The following is a 17,892-nucleotide window of genomic DNA, read 5'->3' on the forward strand; positions in this document are numbered from 1 at the left end:
CTATGTACTGTTCCGGGTATTGGCCCCACCTACGCCAGATACTATGACGGCCACGCATGCCATCCAACCTATTATCACCATAAAAGAAAGCGCTTACATTGTCAAGAATTTCATTTGGAAATTCGAGCAAAAACCTCTTGGTATGATAAAAGGATGACAGGCTGATAGGATGAAGGGGCTAAAATTAACAAAATCAGCAGATTTATTATTTTAATAATATCCAAAAAAGAAAATGTTGTTCACAAAAATGGTTGAGCGCCGTTTAAAGCTAAAAAATTTCCGAAATGGTCTGTATAGCATTGTTATACCCGTTCGTAAAAGTTAGAAAAACATTTACGAACGCTTTGGATAGAATAAGAGAGAGAAAAGTAGATGAAGGAGTAAAAAAATGGATGTCCGTAAATTTGGATACATTAGAGTGAGTAGCAAAGATCAAAATGAAGGACGACAACTTCAGGCCATGTTGGATAATGTTCTTAAAGAACGTGATATCTAGGTCTTTACAGGATGGTCCGATCGATTGAACCAGTTGTGTGGCTTTGATGATTCTTGGATTCAGCGGTGGCAAAAAAGTCTACGAACGCGCAAAATCTAAAAGTCCAGGAATGGAAAGGGAGCTATTTAACCGTAGGTCAATAAAATTCGAAAAGCCCATCCTCAGCTGGATGGGCTTTTCGAATTTTATAATCCCAAAAGTCTATAACACGATTTGTGAGTATGTATAATCTATAATATGGTAAAAGTCAACTTTTCAATATCGTTAGTAAAGAGCTGAGTTTATATAAATTCAAAAATGAATTATGGGCATTTCGATGAATCCCCTATAGAAAGGCAATGTTTGCGAATAAAATTCATTCATGAATTGACTGATGTTAATAATAAGCGACTTTACATTAAATTGGGACTTGGCATGCAAGTTGCATAATAATAGTTATAAATCAAACATGCACGATATGAAATTCGTTTATGTGCGGAGGGATAAATGGTGCGAAAAACGATAAATAAACCATGGGAGCAATGGTATGTTGAAAGAATGAAATCTATGAAGCTACCGGAAATATCCGTCTATTCACTGCTTGATATAACAGCGAGTAAGTTTCCACACCATACAGCCATCATTTATGAAGACCAGTCCATGGATTATAAGAATCTAAAAATGCAGGTAGACAAACTTGCAGGTAAATGGAGAGAAATGGGCTTTGTTAAAGGTGAACGGATTGGACTGATGATGGCCAACCACCCTTATTTCATAATCAGTTATTATGCTGCCCAGGCACTGGGACTGTTGGTTGTACAAATTAATCCCATGTATAAACCGCGGGAACTATTGCAAATATTAATAGACTCGGATACGAAGAATATTGTATTTGACCAAACGGCGGCAAATACAATCGAAGAAACGAAAGCGATATATGAATTTGATGTATGCATTGATACGGAAAATGATCAAAATGGCTCCTATTCCCTTAAAACGATGATTGAAACCGGGGATGCGCTTAAGAAGCCCGTAGTGATAATGCCGCATGAAGATACGGCAGTCATCCAATATACTGGCGGCACAACTGGGAAGATGAAGGGTGTCATGCTTACTCACCATAATTTAACCTCCAATGTCGTGCAGAGCTTTGAAATGTATGGTGATTCCCTGAAACCTGGCGAAGAAATCGTTTTGGCAGCTACGCCTCTTTACCATGTTTATGCCATGACAAGTGCAATGAATCTAGGTATCTATATTGGAGCTGCCATCCTCTTATTTCCTAAATTCGAACTTGAAGATGTACTTGCAAAAATAAAAAAGTATCGTCCGACTTTCTTTCCAGGAGTTCCAAAGATGTACAACGCTTTCGTCAATCATCCAGGAATTGAAAACTATGGACTGAATTGTTTAAAAAGTTGTTCTTGTGGATCGGCGCCCCTGCCGGTTGAAGTAATAAAGCGATTTGAGGGGCTGACCGGTGCCAAAATCGGAGAGGGTTTCGGTTTGTCTGAGGCTTCACCTTCCACTCATCGTAATCCGCCTTTCGGAAAAAGGAAAATAGGAAGCATTGGCATCCCTTTTCCTGGCACGGATTGTATGATCATTGACGATGAAAATAATGAAGTGCCTAACACATGCGTCGGGGAGTTGCTCATAAAAGGCCCGCAAATCATGAAGGGTTATTGGAATAACGAAGCCGAAACCAAAAAGGCCTTACAGAATGATTGGCTATATACTGGCGATCTTGCTGTGATGGATGACGAAGGATATTTCTATATCGTCGGCAGGAAAAAAGAAATGATCATCGTCGGCGGATTCAATATTTACCCGCAGGAGGTAGAAGGGGTTCTGTATGAACATCCGGCCATAAAAGAGGCAGCTGTGGTCGGCATCCCACATAAAGAAAAAGGAGAAATAGTGAAAGCATTCATCGTACCTAAAGAAAGCGCTTCCGTGGATCTTGAAGAAATAGAAGGATATTGCTATTCCCAATTGACGCCTTATAAAGTACCAAAAGTATTTGAATTAAGAAAAGAACTTCCGCGTAATACAGTGGGTAAACTATTAAAAAGATTGTTAGTTAAGGAGGAATTAGAAAAGGGTTGAAAGTGGGGGAGCGTGATTTCAACCATCTAAGTTGAACCTTACTTACGTTGGTTGGTATGCCATTGTAAACAAAAATAAAGAAGAGGAGGGATTCATATGCGTTGGGTTGTTCTCATTCTATTATTCTTTGGAGCCGTCATCAATTTTGCAGATAAATCGATCGTGGGCCTCGCAGCTGTTCCCATCATGAAGGAATTCAATCTGACCTATGCAGAGTGGGGTCTTGTTGGAAGCAGTTATTATTGGCTTTACCCAGTAACAGGGATTTTTGGGGCAGCATGGGCTGATCGGCTGGGGGCTAAAAAAGTGCTGGGGTTCATCATGCTGACATGGACCGTTTTGCAATTCGGCGTTTTAGCCATCACCGCTCTTCCGTTATTAATTCTGTACAGGATTTTACTTGGTGCATTCGAAGGGCCTTATAGCCCAATTGCTTACAGTCATGCCGATAAGTGGTTTCCGCCGAAACTGAAAGGTTTTGCCAATTCGGTGGTTGTTGGCGGAGGGACCGTTGGCGCGATGATCGTGGCACCGATCCTCGTATCCTTAATTACGATATTCGGCTGGAAGGTTGCTTTTGCCGCCCTTGGTGCAGCAAGCCTTGTTTGGTTCTTCCTCTTCCAATTTTTAACAAAGGAAAATCCAGTTGAAGTATACGAAAACGTCCAAAAGAAAAAGAAACAAAAACTGGAAAAAATAAAAGTGAAAGACTTTTTGCTGCTACTGGCCTCACCAACTGCTTTGTTTACTACGCTCGCTTATTTTTCAACGTATATTTTAGTTGTTTGGTTTTCCGTTTGGCTCCCGATTTATTTAGTGGAAGCCGTAAAAATGACTCCAGGTCAAATGGGAACCAGCGTTGCGATAATCGGAGTCGTTTCCGTATGTATTTATATGGGTGTTTCGATGGCGTCCGATCATTTATTCAAGAAGAATCAGAATTGGCGATCATCAAGGGTATTCGTCGTTGCGGGCGCCATGATTCTTGGTGCATTGTTCTTTTCCTCAATCATGATATTTCAAAATCCAATCTGGGTGATAGTCGCCATGTGTTTAGCAAAGGGTCTTACATACGCCATTTTACCAATTGGACCAACGATCATGATCAATGAAATGCAGGATCGGGGGGGATTGATGACAAGCATCTTAACATCATCAGGAAATCTAGCGGGAATTGTCGCACCTCTATTAACTGGCTATATCATAAGTCTAGCTGGAGGAAATCAACTATTGGGTTATAACCTATCGATATTGTTCATGGCGATCCTTGTCCTGGCTTTTGGCATCCTGTTTGCGATATTCGTTAAACCGGCCGGGAAACTTAAAAATAAAAGTTCGGATAACTTTGACCTTAAGTCCTCATAAGCAGGTCGAACCTGCTTACATTCAATGAAACTGGTGAAATGAAGTCATGCCATCAAATAATGGCGTGAATAAAAGGAAAAGGAGCGGATTGGACATGAATAGAGAAGCCGTCATAGTTTCTGCAGTTCGAACAGCAATTGGAAAACAGGGAGGTGCACTTGCATCTGTTCCTGCCCACGTATTTGGAGCAGAAGTGATGAAAGAAGCCTTGAAACGAGCGAATGTAGAACCTCGTATGGTAGATGATGTAATCATGGGGAATGTGTTAAGCGGGGGTGGAAACATTGCCAGGTTAACTGCACTGGAAACGGGCCTCTCGATTCATCTTCCGGGTCTGACTGTCGACCGTCAATGCGGCTCGGGAATAAATGCTGTCAACTTGGCTTCACAAGCGATCCGGGCTGGAGAAGGCGATGTCTATATCGCCGGTGGGGTCGAGAGCATGAGCAGGGCGCCATACTTGATGGACCGACCGGAAAAACCATACAGTGCAAAGCCGCCGCAGTTCAGAAAGTCCAGGTTGTCCCCTAAAGAGATTGGCGATCCCCCGATGGGAATCACGGCTGAAAACTTAGCGGGAAAATATGAGGTCAGCAGGGAAGAACAAGATGCCTTTGCTCTACAAAGCCAAAAAAATATGGCCAGAGCCGTGGAAGAGGGCCGGTTCAATGAACAAATTGTGCCCATCCACATTCCCGTCAGAAAAGGTGACGATATCGAATTTAAATTGGATGAACATCCTCGACCGCAAATAACGAAAGAAGGGCTAGCCAAATTATCGCCTGCATTTCTAGAAGGCGGGTCCGTGACTGCAGGCAATAGTTCGGGATTGAATGATGCCGCATCAGCATTGGTCATCATGTCGAGGGAAAAAGCGGTGGAATTGGGGATTAAGCCTTTAGCGACGATCAGGGCACAGGCAGTTGCAGGGGTAGATCCAAATTATATGGGAATAGGACCTGTTCCCGCTATAAGAAAGGTAATGGAGAAATCAGGACTTTCCTTAAATGAAATGGACATCATTGAGTTTAACGAAGCATTCGCCGCTCAAGTCATTGCTTGTAATCGGGAGCTTGATATGAATCTAGCAAAAGTGAATGTGAACGGGGGAGCCATTGCACATGGACACCCACTAGGTGCGACGGGTGCCATCCTCATTACGAAAGCGGTTCATGAATTGAAGCGTTCTGCCGGAAGGTTCGCCCTTATTACAGCTTGCATTGGGGGCGGACAGGGAATTGCTACGATAATTGAACGTGAAGGCTGATTTTATATGTGTATTTACAAAAAAACAATCAATTTAGCACAGCATTCTGACCTAAATGCCCTACTTGCCGATGGCTACTATACATGAACAGAACTAAGGAGGAATAAACTCATGACAATCACTTTAACCAAGGAAATGCAGCAAATGAAGGAAATGATCCGTAATTTTGTTGAAAGGGAAGTGGAGCCCTTCGCCATACAAATTGAAGAAGATGATGCCATCCCAGAGCATTTGGTGGAAAAAGCGAAAGACCTTGGCTTATTCGGGATAAGCATTCCCGAACAATACGGTGGAATTGGCTTAAATGCGGTGGGAAAAGCTACCGTATTAGAGCAGTTAGGAAGGACCCATAATGGTTTCGTTTCATTAATAAGCGCTCACACCGGGATTGGCAGTACAGGTCTGGTTAAGCTGGCATCCGAACATTTGAAAAATAAATACTTGCCTGAAATGGCAGCAGGCACGAAAATTGGCGCCTTTGCTTTATCTGAACCCGGAGCGGGATCGGATGCAACCAATTTGGCAACGAGTGCAGAAAAGAAGGGTGATTACTGGGTGATGAACGGGACGAAACATTTCATCACGAATGGGCCGATAGCTGATGTTTATACCGTATTCGCTTTAACGGATAAAGATAAAGGGGCAAAGGGAGGGATTACCGCTTTTTTAGTGGAAAGAGACTTTCCTGGTTTGACTGTCGGCAAAAAGGACAAAAAAATGGGATTAAGAGGATCATATACCTCACAGGTCATTTTTGAAGATTGTATCATACCTGAAGAAAATGTAATCGGCGAAGTTGGAATGGGATATATTTCTGCACTTAAAATTTTAGGTGAAGGGCGAGTAGGATTGGCTGCAAGAGCAGTGGGTTCAAGCGGAAAATTAATTGAATTATCAGCTAAATATGCCAAAGAGCGCATCCAATTCGGTAAACCGATCGCTGACAACCAAGCGATTCAATGGATGCTTGCTGATATGGCAACCGAAACGGAAGCCGCAAGAGCATTGACGATGATGGCGGCACAAAAGATTGATGAAGGCAAAAAAGTGATCAAGGAAGCTTCAATGGCCAAACTGTTCGCCTCTGACGTTTTTAATCGGGTGGCGGATAAAGCGGTACAAATTCATGGCGGGATGGGATATATGGCTGAATATCCAGTAGAACGTTTTTATCGGGATGCCCGCATAACGAAGATCTATGAAGGAACGAATGAAATCCAACGTTTAATCATTGCAAGAAATGTCTTGGAAGAATGCTGAATGTTTACTGTTTTATTCGGGCAGGTAGTCTTTTGCCCACGTATCCGGAATTTCAAGGGGGAGGAACGAAATGGGAGAAGATATCGTGATCGTGAGTGCTGTACGAACACCAATTGGTAGGTACGGTGGAGCATTTAAAGAGATTAGTTCCGGTCATTTGGCTAGCATTGCCATTAAAGAAGCGATCAAGCGGGCAAATATTGCAGCGGAACAAGTGGATGAAGTCATTTTCGGGGAGGTTAGGCAAACGACCGAATCCTCGAATGTCGCGAGGGTGGCAGCATTGCGATCAGGGATTCCCGATTCTGCACCGGCTTTTACGGTAAACCGGTTATGTGCATCTGGAATGCAAGCCATCACCTCAGCAGCACAGCAGATAAGCTCAGGTCAAGCAAATATAGTCGTTGCCGGGGGTACGGAAAGCATGAGCCGGGCACCGCTTTATTTAAGAAGTGCCCGTTTTGGGGGAGACAGGACCCAACTAGTTGATTCTAATACTGAAGCTGGGCAGCAGCCTCAAGAAATTTATGGAAAAAGTTTAGGGATGGGAATCACCGCTGAAAATGTCGCACAGCGATACAACATTTCCAGGGAAGAACAAGATGCCTTTTCAGTGGAAAGTCAACGAAGAGCGGCGCAAGCTATGGAAGAAGGAAGGTTCAAGGATGAAATCGTTCCTGTCCAGGTCTCTGACAGGAAGAGTACGGTTATCATTGAAACGGATGAATATCCACGCCCTGACACCACAATGGAAAAGCTTGCAAACTTAAAACCGGCATTCAGGGAAAACGGAACCGTCACTGCCGGTAATGCTTGTGGTCGTAATGACGGGGCAGCTGCATTGGTGTTAATGAAGGCCAGTGAAGCGGAAAGGTTGCAAGTACAGCCGATCGCAAAGGTCGTCGATTGGGCGACTGCCGGAGTTTCTCCTGAAGTGATGGGAATTGGTCCAGTACCAGCAGTTGGAAAACTTATGGAGCGCACCGGGAAAAAAGTTGAAGAAATTGGGCTTTTCGAATTAAATGAAGCGTTCGCTTCACAAGCATTGGCAGTAATCAGGGATTTATCGCTAGATGAAAACAAGGTGAATGTAAACGGAGGCGCCATTGCACTTGGGCACCCAGTCGGATCGACGGGCGCAAGGATCGTGACAACGCTAATACATGAACTGATTCGCAGGAAAGAAAAATATGGAGTTGCTACACTTTGTGTAGGCGGCGGCCAGGGAATGGCGATCATGATTGAAACGATATAGTCTAACGTAAAGGAGCGGAAACCCCATACGTTTCTGCTCCTTTCCGTATATAATTTGAATCGTGCATAAGTGAGGGGGAGGAAGATTGCCTGTTGAAGTGGAGGATATTCGGAATCAATTCGAAAGTAGTGCATTCTTTTCACATATAGGGTTTGAAATCATTCGGTTTGAAGAAGGAAATGTAACGATAAAGCTAAACATTGAAGAACATTTACTTAATGTCAATGGAACACTGCACGGGGGCATTCATGCCACCATGCTGGATACCATCCTAGGAATGGTGACTCGTTCCGTTACCAAATCTAAAGTCGTGACGACAAGTTTAACAGTACATTATTTTGCCAGCATATCAAGCGGGGAACTCTTTGCGGAAGCAAAAGTCCTGCAAAAAGGATACAAAATTGCCTTTACTGAAGGAGAAATAAAAGATGCTGAAGGCAACATCATTGCTAAGGGCACAGGAATTTTTAAAATCATTCGCGATAAATGAGGCAAGGATGATCAAATTGGCTGACAAGTGACTATGCTCCATTTTAATAGTAAAAAATGAGGTGTGAAAAAATTGACTAGAACTTGGCATCGATTTTATCCGAAAGAAACCCCAGCAGAAATTGACATTCCAGTATTGTCCTTATATGGACTCCTTGAACGTTCAGCCCAACTTTACCCAACCTGCAAGGCCGTAATAGATGGGGATCGGGAAATGACATATATGGAATTAAAGGATGCCGCAGATCGTTTTGCTGTGAATTTAGACAACCGTGGATTTCAAAAAGACGATCGTATAGCAATCATGCTGCCAAATTGTCTAGAATATATCATTGCCTATTATGCCACCCATCGTTTGGGAGGTATGGTCGTTCAAGTGAACCCACTGTATAAGTCGAGTGAATTGGACTATATATTACGGGATTCCGGAGCCAATTGGTTCATTGGGCGGGAGGTTCAACGGGAAATATTAGCGCTAACAAGTTTTTCTGAAAGGTTAACGTTCATATCTGCCGAGCAATTAATGGAAACTGGAACGGATTTATCAAGGAAAGATAAGGAACTTCCTGTTCTGGACATCGACCCAAAGGAAGCTGTGGCTGTTCTTCAATATACAGGGGGAACTACAGGGAAATCAAAAGGGGTCATGCTCACGCATTTTAATTTGATCTCGAATGTATTTCAAGATTTTGCTTTCACGGCTAATGCCCTTCAACTCCAAAGTCCTGGCGAACGGATGCTTGGATTGACCCCATTATTCCATGTCTTCGGTAATGGACGATTGAATAGTGCCATATATGCCGGATCAACTTATATCACATTAGAGAAATTTGAAATAGATAAGGTGGTAGATTTGATTCGAACACATCGGCCAACCATTTTTCCTGGTGTCCCGACCATGTATATTGCTTTATTGAATCACCCGGATTTGACGGCGGAAGATTTATGCTGCTTTAAGTACTGCAGCTGTGGTTCTGCGCCGCTCCCGATAGAAATCATTCAACAGTTCGAAAAAAAATTACGGGTTACAATATTAGAAGGATTCGGGATGTCGGAAACTTCCCCCACTACACACCGTAATCCAGTCATAGGACAGAAAAAACAAGGAAGTATCGGAATTCCATACCCAAATACCGATGCTAAAATCGTCGATTTGAAAACAGGCGTTGATGAATTGCAAGCAGGAGAAAGAGGCGAACTGATCATTAAAGGTCCGCAAGTAATGAAGGGATATTGGGAAAATCCTGAGGAAACGGCAACAGCTTTACGGGATGGATGGCTTTACACTGGGGATATCGCGACGATGGATGAAGAGGGATATTTCTATATCGTAGGCAGGAAGAAAGATATGATCATTGCAAGCGGTTATAATGTTTATCCAATCGAAGTCGAAGATATTATTTATCAGCATCCAGCCGTGAAAGAGACATGTGTATATGGAGTACCGGATTCATACCGTGGGGAAACGGTAAAAGCGGCCATAGTTTTAAAGGAAGGCAAGTCAGTCACGGAGCAGGAAATCAGGGAGTTTTGCGTGCAGCGACTGGCCAGATATAAAGTGCCGCGAAGTTTTGAGTTCAGGGAGAGATTGCCAAAATCAGCTGTCGGGAAAATATTGCGCAGAATTTTAATGGAGGAAGCACAGAGCCCTACTGCCGGGGGGAAATAAGCATATCAGTTATCGTAAGGGAGCTCAGATGAAACCCTAAAAAAGGAAAACCTTTATTCGAGGTTTCCCTTTTTTAGGGTTTATAGACTATAATTCTACTTTCCTTTTAGGGGAATTTCAAATGAAGTCCCATCCACCAATAATTCATGAGACTCACCATCCGCTATATCATCGGTAGTGAATGAAAAGGAATCGAGCCGATCTAATTTTGCCTCTGGATCAACCAATAAACCAATTGTGCCTTTTCTCAATTCTCCTGGTTGGTAATCTGATCGACTTACTTTTTTTGTCCCCATAAAAGTATCCCCGGAATGGATGAAATTTTTAGAAGGCACATCATATGTAAGATCATCATTGAAAGTAACATTTTCCATGCTGAAGAACTGAAGTTCCCTCGAATCTTTATTTTCAACAGAATAAGTTATCTCTAGATAAGAAACCTCTTCATCGATATCCGTTTTAGACAACGCTGCCCGTTGATCGATTTCCTCCATGGATAAATTCTCTTTATAATATATCGAATAGGCCTCTTCAAAACTCAATCCCGTATAGGACTTGAGTTCCTCTTTTACTTCATCTGTGAGTGAAGATAATTGAATCCTGCGGATATCCTTGACTGTGATGACCATCGGTGCTAATTCAAAAGCCTCATTAATAGACTTCGTTTCTAGTAATCTGAAGGTTCCCCAATTTTTTTGGCGAACCTTATCCCCGACTTTTTCAAGATGGATCCCGCCATATTCATCAACCTCAGGAATTTTGGATTCCTTGGCTTCCGCATTTTCCCCTTTTTCAGTTTTATCGCTTTTGAAATAATTTAAGGCAATCACACTTAAACAAATAAGCAATAATCCAACCATTGCTGAAATGATCCAACTTTTACGAATACTTCATCACTCCTTGTCTTAAACCATTGATGTCAAAGAATAATATACCATTTTTTTTGCAAAAGAAGGAAAGGGGAGTGCCTGAATATTGATCCTTATGATTACTAGAACATGTTCATCCAAATGATTCGAAGTTCCCTGTCCATGATAATGATTTCTCAGCTACAGTACAAGCCGTTTTATAAAAGATTCATATCATACATATAACGAAGGGGAAATCTTGAAAAACTGAGAACATGCTTTTATTTTTTATAGTTTTCTCATCCCTGGAGACCTCTCTAGTAACAAATTTTAAAAAAAGGAGACGTATAGGGAATGTTGTGGCCAATTAACAATGGTAAGGAAAGGTTAGATCAGCCAAATAAAAGTGCAATGCTGTCCATGCAAGAGATAAAAGCCATTGAGTCCTGGATATCTCAAATAGGGATATTCCAAATATATATAACCGCTGGACAATTAGTATCTACCGCCAGAAAAACGCTCAAGTTCAAGTATAAAATGATCGGGCATGGTTTTAACCGGGTTGTCTATGATTTAAATAATGGCTATATTTTAAAAATTGCATTGTCACAAGTAGGACTAATAAGCAATGCAAATGAAGCCTATATATACAATAACTGTAATGAGGAAGTCAAAAAGTATTTATGTCCAGTTAAGGAGTATGGGACGGGCTGGATAATCATGAAGAAGGTGGACACGAAAGTGCCGTTTGCAATCAAGGAATATACGAAACTGATCAAGTTGGAATTAAAATTCCTGAGGCACGGTATTATCCCAATAGATTTGCGTTTAGATAATGTCGGATATAATGAGAATGATGAAATGGTCGTCATTGATTACGGTCTATTCACCATGGATCTCAAAAGCCCCGTGCTGCGATGGCTTGTTTGATGAGGTGTCTATCCAAAGAATATATAAAAATGATTTACAATGAGGTGATTAGGCGAAGCGGTGAATCTTGTGCTCTCTTGATTTTATCGAATAGTCTAAATGAAAGAAGCATGTTACGAAGGGCTTTTTTGTGCAACATGCTTTTTTATGGTTTAAAGGATCATAACTGATGACACAACGCTAGCCACCTTTTTATCATTTTGAAATAAATCTGCAAGTACATAAGCTGTTTTTTTTCCGATTCGGTCTACTTTTGCTTCAACTTGTACGTCTCCTAATCTTACTGGTCGATGAAAGGTAGTATGTAAATCAATGGATGCGAAGGATTGTCCGATGCTTAATTTAGATGATATCGCATAAGCCATCATGATATCTGCTGCAGAAGTGACAAATCCACCCATTGCTACACCAATTCCGTTAATAAACTTTTCATCTACTTTCCATACACCTCTCGCAATTCCGTCCTGGGCATAATTTGCTTCAATCTGTAACGTTAGATCACAATTCGGAGGTTGTTTCCCCTCTGTAATAACTTGTAAAAGTTCGTTTCCTTTAGATGGTTCCCCCATTAAAATGCCCCCCTTGAATAAGTTGAAACTACAGAATATTCTAACATATATCTTAGTGTCAATGAAGTTATTGATTTTACAAATAAAGTAATTAGAGACCCGAACCAAGAAATGTAATTTGGTGGTGGACTTGATTTCCACTTCAGGCACTCGCTTTCCGCGGGCGGGCGGGAGCCTCCTCGGTGCGCCTGCGGGGTCTCCCATGCCACGCTTTTCCCGCAGGAGTCTCGTACACCCGCTCCAATCAACTTTGTGTTTTAAAAGAAAAAACTGTAGGCTGGTCTCATCACGAACCATGTTTAAGACCTGTTTATATTTCATATTTTTTCCTGTACTCCTTAATGGATGGAAGAAATATGCGACACTCCTGCCGAAAAACTGGCTAGCCGAGACCCCACAGGCGCTCGTGCCGAGGAGGCTTGGCAGACAGTCGGCGGAAAGGGAGCGGATTTCTGAAATCAGCTGTAATGATTTCTAGAAAAAACTGCAGGCTGATCTCATACCGAATTATGTTTGAGACCAGTTTATCCTTTAAGTTTTTTTCACCTATAATCCTAATTGGATGGAAGAAAATTGCGACACTCCTGCCGAAATACTGGCTAGCCTAGACCCCACAGGCGCTCGTGCCGAGGAGGCTTGGCAGACAGTCGGCGGAAAGGGAGCGGATTTCTGGAATCANAGCGGATTTCTGGAATCAGCTGGAATGTTTTCTAGAAAAAACTGCAGGCTGATCTCACACCGAATTATGTTTGAGACTAGTTAATCCTCCTAGTTTGTTTTTTTACTATAATTCTTAATGGATTGAAGAAATTTACGATACTCCTGTCGAAAAACTGGCTAGCCTAGACCCCACAGACACTTGCGTCGAGGAGGCTCGGCAGGCAGTCGGCGGAAAGGGAGCGGATTTCTGAAATCAACGGGAATATTATTTTATAAAAAACTGTAGGGAAGTTCGAAGTTAATAATTGTCGAAAAAATCAAAAACTTCTTCTTTTTCTAATTAAATTGTGATAGTGTATAAAACAAAGAAGTATTTCCTTCGTCATAATTTTAAAAAGAAGTATTTAATTCATCGGAAAGGAGTGATATGGTGGAACATCTTCCATTTAAATTATTAGTAAAAGAAAAATTTGACCATCTATCGGCAGGTCAAAAAAAAGTTGCCGCTTATCTGATTGAAAATTTGGATGAAGCCGCCTTTAAAACGGCATTTCAAATTGGTAGGGAAGCGGAGGTTAGTGAAACAACGGTCATTCGGTTTTCCTATTCATTGGGATTTGAAGGGTTTAGTAAAATGCAGTCGAGGATTCAAAAACAGCTGCTGCACCAAAATCAAATAGACTTATCCAATACTGATTCCATTCTCCACATTGATGACAAGCAAGATCCCTTTACAAAAGTGATAGAAAACGAAGTACATATTTTAAGACATCTATTAGATCATACGAACGTTCAGGACATATGGAAAGCAGTCGATGTTCTGATCCAGGCTGACCAAATATTGATTGCAGGACATCGGGTTTCCCATGCCGCCGCCTATTGGTTCTCCTATACGCTAAGTTCATTAAGGGAAAATGTAAGTTTATGTTCACCCACAGGAGATTTCTATGAAAAGTTTTGTAATCTCACAAATAAGTCTGTATTAGTTGTTTTTTCCTTTCCAAGATATGCAAACGAAACATTAAAAGTTGCTGAGTGTGCCAAAGAACAAGGAGTTTGTTTAATTTCAGTTACAGACCGCCTTCTGTCACCAGTTGGACGCATCTCTGATATTTCTCTGACAACTGAAGAAAACGCAGAAACCGGAACCAATTCAATCGCTTCCGTTATTAGCTTGTTGGACTTGGTCATTGCAGGCATCCATCAAAAAGACGAAAAACGGATATATACCCATCAGCAAAAATTAGAAAGGCTATATTCAAGTTATGAGGTGTTTAATGAATGAGTTTTTAATAAAGTTAAAATTCATGTAAAGGAGGAGGGGCATCATTATGGACCCGATTCAATATATTGATCAGCATCAAGAAACATTGATGAAGTCCTACCATGACTTGCATTCTTTGGCTGAGCCAAGCTGGAAGGAAGAAAGCACGTCTTGTTATATTTTAAAATGTCTTAGGGAAGCGGGCATCACCGTAAAAACATTTCAGAGCCATTATGGAATCATTGCCGAGATCCCAGGCATTTCAAAAAAGGTTGTAGCATTAAGGGCTGATATGGATGCGCTTGTTCAGGAAGTAGATGGAGTTGTTAAGGCCAATCATTCATGTGGACACGACGCACATAGCACAATGGTTTTATATACAGCGTTGGCCATTGCCTCCAGCGGAATCCGGCCTAAGCACACTCTCCGATTTATATTTCAGCCTGCAGAAGAAAAAGGGGAAGGCGCTCTTCAAATGATCAATGATGGAGCGTTGGAGAATGTTACATATTTATTCGGGGTACATGTAAGACCAAGTACGGAGGTTCCTTATATGAAGGCTTCCCCCGTCATTGTCCATGGCTCAGCCGAAACAATAAGGGGTACAATCAAAGGCCTTCAGGCTCATGCATCCCGTCCGCAAGATGGAATAAATGTAATCGAGGGAGCAGCTTTGCTTGTCCAAAAATTACAGCAGTTTAATCTGGAAACCGAAATTCCTTATTCCATCAAAATGACTCAATTTGAAACAAACAATAAAGCATCAAACGTTATCCCGGAAACAGCTGTCTTTGCTATTGATGCCAGGGCACAGTCAAATGATGTAATGAATGAACTAAATCGCTTAACAAAGGATGCTTTTGAACAGACAATGGAACAAACTGAAACATCGATCTCCTGGTCTGCGGAAGAATTTGTCCCAGCTGCGACCTTGAATGAAAAGGCGATAAAGCTGGCTGAGGCCGCAATTGCAGATATCCTTGGGATGGAAAATGTCGTTTCAGTCTGTGTTTCTCAAGGAGGAGAGGATTTTCATTTTTATACAGCCGAAAATCCTGATATAACTGCAACCATGATAGGGTTAGGCTGCGATCTAACGCCTGGTCTGCACCATCCGGATATGAAGTTTAATTTACAAGCACTTATTTATGGAACGAAAATTTTAATTAACACAGTCATGATGGCGGCAGAAGAGTAAAATTTTTCACTTAAAAAATTAATGAAGGGGTGTTTTATGGAAAATACCGCACAAACATCACAAACCGGGGACCATACAACTGCTGATGAAAAACAACTGGAGCGAAAACTCAAACCAAGGCATCTTTCGATGATTGCAATCGGCGGCACCATTGGAACGGGGCTATTTTTAGCGAGCGGTTCCATTATTCATACTGCGGGTCCTGGAGGAGCTGTGGCTGCCTATATTATTGCCGGGATCATGGTTTACTTTCTGATGACAAGCTTAGCCGAAATGGCTGCCCTTATTCCTATTACAGGCTCTTTTAGTACCTATACATCAAGGTTTGTCGATCCTGCATTGGGATTTGCGATTGGGTGGAATTATTGGTATAACAATGCAATCGTAGTCGCACTGGAATTAGCAGCTTCCTCCCTGATAATGAAATATTGGCTTCCTTCTGTTCCGGGCATCATTTGGAGCGCATTATTTCTTGCAGTCATATTTGGCCTTAATATTTTATCGGTAAAAGGATATGGAGAATCAGAATTCTGGTTTGCCATTATAAAGGTTTTGACGATTATCATTTTTATTGCAGTAGGTTTATTGATGATTGTAGGAATCATGGGAGGGGATGCCGTAGGTTTTGAAAATATCACCAAAGGGGAGGCACCGTTTAAAGGAGGCTTTTTATCTATTATAAGTGTCTTTATGGTGGTAGGATTTGCCTTTCAAGGTACCGAGTTAGTAGGAATTGCGGCCGGCGAGAGTGAAAACCCAAGAAAAAATATACCAAAGGCCATTAAGCAAATCTTCTGGAGACTCCTCTTGTTTTATGTATTGGCGATAATTGTGATTGGATTTTTAATAAGCTATAATGATCCGCGTTTGTTAAGCTCGGATATTGAAGATATTGCGGTAAGTCCCTTCACTCTAGTTTTTCAAAACGCTGGGCTTGCCATCGCTGCATCCGTTATGAATGTGGTCATTCTTACTTCCGTTCTTTCTGCAGGCAATTCGGCCATGTACGGAGCTTCTCGCGTGCTTTGGGTGCTGGCGAAAGAAGGCAAAGCCCCTTCATTTCTAAAAAAAGTGAATTCAGGCGGCATTCCAGTGAACGCTGTGTACTTTTCTACCATCGTTGGGATGGCAGCTTTCCTGACCTCTCTTTTCGGTGAAGGCACGATTTATACTTGGTTATTGAATGCTGCAGGATTATCCGGATTTTTATCCTGGTTAGGAATCTCGATTACACATTATCGTTTCCGGAAGGCATATATTGCACAAGGTAGAGATTTGAAAGATTTGCCTTATGTATCAAAATGGTATCCATTCGGTCCGATATTAGCCACACTTTTATGTGTTACGGCAATCCTGGGACAAAATTACTCTGCATTTTTCGGTCCTGAGATTGATTGGTATGGAATTTTAATTTCCTATATCGGACTTCCTTTATTTTTCCTGGCTTTTCTAGGTTATAAAATCGTAAAGAGAACAAAAATGACTCCATTGCAAGAGGCCGATTTCAGTAAAGTGGAATAACCTCTTTTTTTAAAAAACAGGAAAGTATTTCTTATTAAGAAAGACCATTTACATGATTGCTCCAGTGCCTCGTAACGACAAGCCGTCTGCTTGGGACTGCCTTGTCATCTTATGTGGTCAATCAGGGCACTTGTGCTATACCTAGGAGGTTGACCATGACGAAATCACAGGAAATTGTAATTCGTTCTATTCATGGAATTGATGAACTGGAAGACGTAAGAAAGCTAGAGTCCAGCATTTGGGGAGAAACCGACTCAATCCCCGCACACCAAACCTTAACAGCCGTGAAAAACGGCGGTTTGGTAATAGGAGCTTATTGCGAGGAGAAGCTGATTGGATTTCAATACAGCTTTCCGGGATTCAATGGGCAATCAGCCTATCTTTGTTCACATATTCTAGGAATTGATGAGCAATTTCGCAACAAAGGTATAGGGGAAAAGTTAAAGTCAGCACAACGTGACGAGGCGATAAAGCTCGGCTATTCCCTTATTACCTGGACATACGATCCATTGGAAAGTGTTAATGGGTATTTAAATATAGCCAAGCTTGGCGGGGTATGCTCCACATATATACCAAACTGCTATGGTGAAATGGAAGATCTATTAAACAGCGGAATTCCTTCTGACCGCTTTCTTGTCGAATGGCATATTGGTAAAAAAGAGACAATGGATACTAGAGGAGGGGGAATGCCGCTGGACTTTGTGATGGAAAACTCGCTTATTCAATGGGATACCATTGAAAAGGGATTGCCAGTTCCATCGTTCACTCGCCCGCTGCCTGAACAAGAATGTGAAACAGCTTTTGTGGCCCTTCCAAAGGACTTCCGAACAATAAGAGTCACAAATATTCAAGCGGCCAATGAGTGGCGGATGAAAACCAGGGACATATTTACCGGATTATTTCAGCAAGGATGGCAGGTAACAGGCTTTATGAAGAATTCCATGACGGAAATTCCCGTTCAGTTTTATATGCTATCAAGGAAATGAACTAGAAGAGTATATATAATGTTTAGT

14 protein-coding genes and 1 pseudogene are annotated in these 17,892 nt (G+C 41.7%); 13 read left to right on the forward strand and 2 right to left on the reverse strand.

Annotated features, from left to right (window positions below):
• Window positions 1-388: 388 nt before the first annotated feature.
• The 8 genes and pseudogenes from ACFX4H_RS26115 to ACFX4H_RS26150 form a co-directional block, all read left to right on the forward strand.
• A pseudogene (locus tag ACFX4H_RS26115) lies at window positions 389-493 on the forward strand (recombinase family protein); the annotation flags it as partial.
• A 489-nt stretch (window positions 494-982) separates the two neighbouring features.
• On the forward strand, window positions 983-2,584 hold the full coding sequence (locus ACFX4H_RS26120) for a long-chain-fatty-acid--CoA ligase (RefSeq protein ID WP_377436521.1): 1,602 nt from the start codon (window positions 983-985) through the stop codon (window positions 2,582-2,584).
• A 96-nt stretch (window positions 2,585-2,680) separates the two neighbouring features.
• The gene (locus tag ACFX4H_RS26125; RefSeq protein WP_377436524.1) at window positions 2,681-3,949 is read left to right on the forward strand and encodes an MFS transporter; all 1,269 of its coding nucleotides are present in this window, start codon (window positions 2,681-2,683) and stop codon (window positions 3,947-3,949) included.
• 94 nt (window positions 3,950-4,043) lie between these two features.
• Window positions 4,044-5,216: a thiolase family protein gene (locus ACFX4H_RS26130; protein WP_377436526.1), complete on the forward strand. Its 1,173-nt coding sequence runs from the start codon at window positions 4,044-4,046 to the stop codon at window positions 5,214-5,216.
• A 111-nt stretch (window positions 5,217-5,327) separates the two neighbouring features.
• Window positions 5,328-6,476: an acyl-CoA dehydrogenase family protein gene (locus tag ACFX4H_RS26135; protein ID WP_063591456.1), complete on the forward strand. Its 1,149-nt coding sequence runs from the start codon at window positions 5,328-5,330 to the stop codon at window positions 6,474-6,476.
• A 70-nt stretch (window positions 6,477-6,546) separates the two neighbouring features.
• Window positions 6,547-7,731 carry a thiolase family protein gene (locus ACFX4H_RS26140; RefSeq protein ID WP_063591455.1) on the forward strand — a complete coding sequence of 395 codons (1,185 nt, stop codon included), beginning with the start codon at window positions 6,547-6,549 and terminating at the stop codon, window positions 7,729-7,731.
• Window positions 7,732-7,816: 85 nt separating this feature from the next.
• Window positions 7,817-8,221, forward strand: a complete 405-nt coding sequence (locus ACFX4H_RS26145) for a PaaI family thioesterase (RefSeq protein ID WP_034312881.1) — start codon at window positions 7,817-7,819, stop codon at window positions 8,219-8,221.
• Window positions 8,222-8,284: 63 nt separating this feature from the next.
• Window positions 8,285-9,889 carry a long-chain-fatty-acid--CoA ligase gene (locus ACFX4H_RS26150; RefSeq protein WP_377436529.1) on the forward strand — a complete coding sequence of 535 codons (1,605 nt, stop codon included), beginning with the start codon at window positions 8,285-8,287 and terminating at the stop codon, window positions 9,887-9,889.
• A gap of 95 nt (window positions 9,890-9,984) precedes the next feature.
• Here ACFX4H_RS26150 and ACFX4H_RS26155 read toward each other — a convergent pair whose 3' ends face one another.
• On the reverse strand, window positions 9,985-10,749 hold the full coding sequence (locus ACFX4H_RS26155) for a hypothetical protein (RefSeq protein ID WP_377436532.1): 765 nt from the start codon (window positions 10,747-10,749) through the stop codon (window positions 9,985-9,987).
• 342 nt (window positions 10,750-11,091) lie between these two features.
• Here ACFX4H_RS26155 and ACFX4H_RS26160 point away from each other — a divergent pair, with 342 nt between their 5' ends.
• Window positions 11,092-11,667 carry a hypothetical protein gene (locus ACFX4H_RS26160; protein WP_249599256.1) on the forward strand — a complete coding sequence of 192 codons (576 nt, stop codon included), beginning with the start codon at window positions 11,092-11,094 and terminating at the stop codon, window positions 11,665-11,667.
• 152 nt (window positions 11,668-11,819) lie between these two features.
• Here ACFX4H_RS26160 and ACFX4H_RS26165 read toward each other — a convergent pair whose 3' ends face one another.
• A complete protein-coding gene (locus tag ACFX4H_RS26165; protein WP_034312878.1) occupies window positions 11,820-12,236 on the reverse strand; it encodes a PaaI family thioesterase in 417 nt (138 codons plus the stop codon).
• A 1,087-nt stretch (window positions 12,237-13,323) separates the two neighbouring features.
• Between ACFX4H_RS26165 and ACFX4H_RS26170 the strand changes: the two genes are divergently transcribed.
• From ACFX4H_RS26170 to ACFX4H_RS26185, 4 genes are all read left to right on the forward strand, one after another.
• The gene (locus ACFX4H_RS26170) at window positions 13,324-14,181 is read left to right on the forward strand and encodes a MurR/RpiR family transcriptional regulator (protein ID WP_377436535.1); all 858 of its coding nucleotides are present in this window, start codon (window positions 13,324-13,326) and stop codon (window positions 14,179-14,181) included.
• Window positions 14,182-14,227: 46 nt separating this feature from the next.
• A complete protein-coding gene (locus ACFX4H_RS26175) occupies window positions 14,228-15,358 on the forward strand; it encodes an amidohydrolase (protein WP_063591449.1) in 1,131 nt (376 codons plus the stop codon).
• 36 nt (window positions 15,359-15,394) lie between these two features.
• Window positions 15,395-16,879, forward strand: coding sequence for an amino acid permease (locus tag ACFX4H_RS26180; protein WP_053534639.1), 1,485 nt, complete (start codon window positions 15,395-15,397; stop codon window positions 16,877-16,879).
• A gap of 155 nt (window positions 16,880-17,034) precedes the next feature.
• A complete protein-coding gene (locus ACFX4H_RS26185) occupies window positions 17,035-17,865 on the forward strand; it encodes a GNAT family N-acetyltransferase (protein WP_377436537.1) in 831 nt (276 codons plus the stop codon).
• The last annotated feature ends 27 nt before the right edge of the window (window positions 17,866-17,892 follow it).

The sequence above is a fragment of the Peribacillus sp. YIM B13477 genome (assembly GCF_042787955.1).
Lineage (GTDB): Bacteria > Bacillota > Bacilli > Bacillales > DSM-1321 > Peribacillus > Peribacillus frigoritolerans.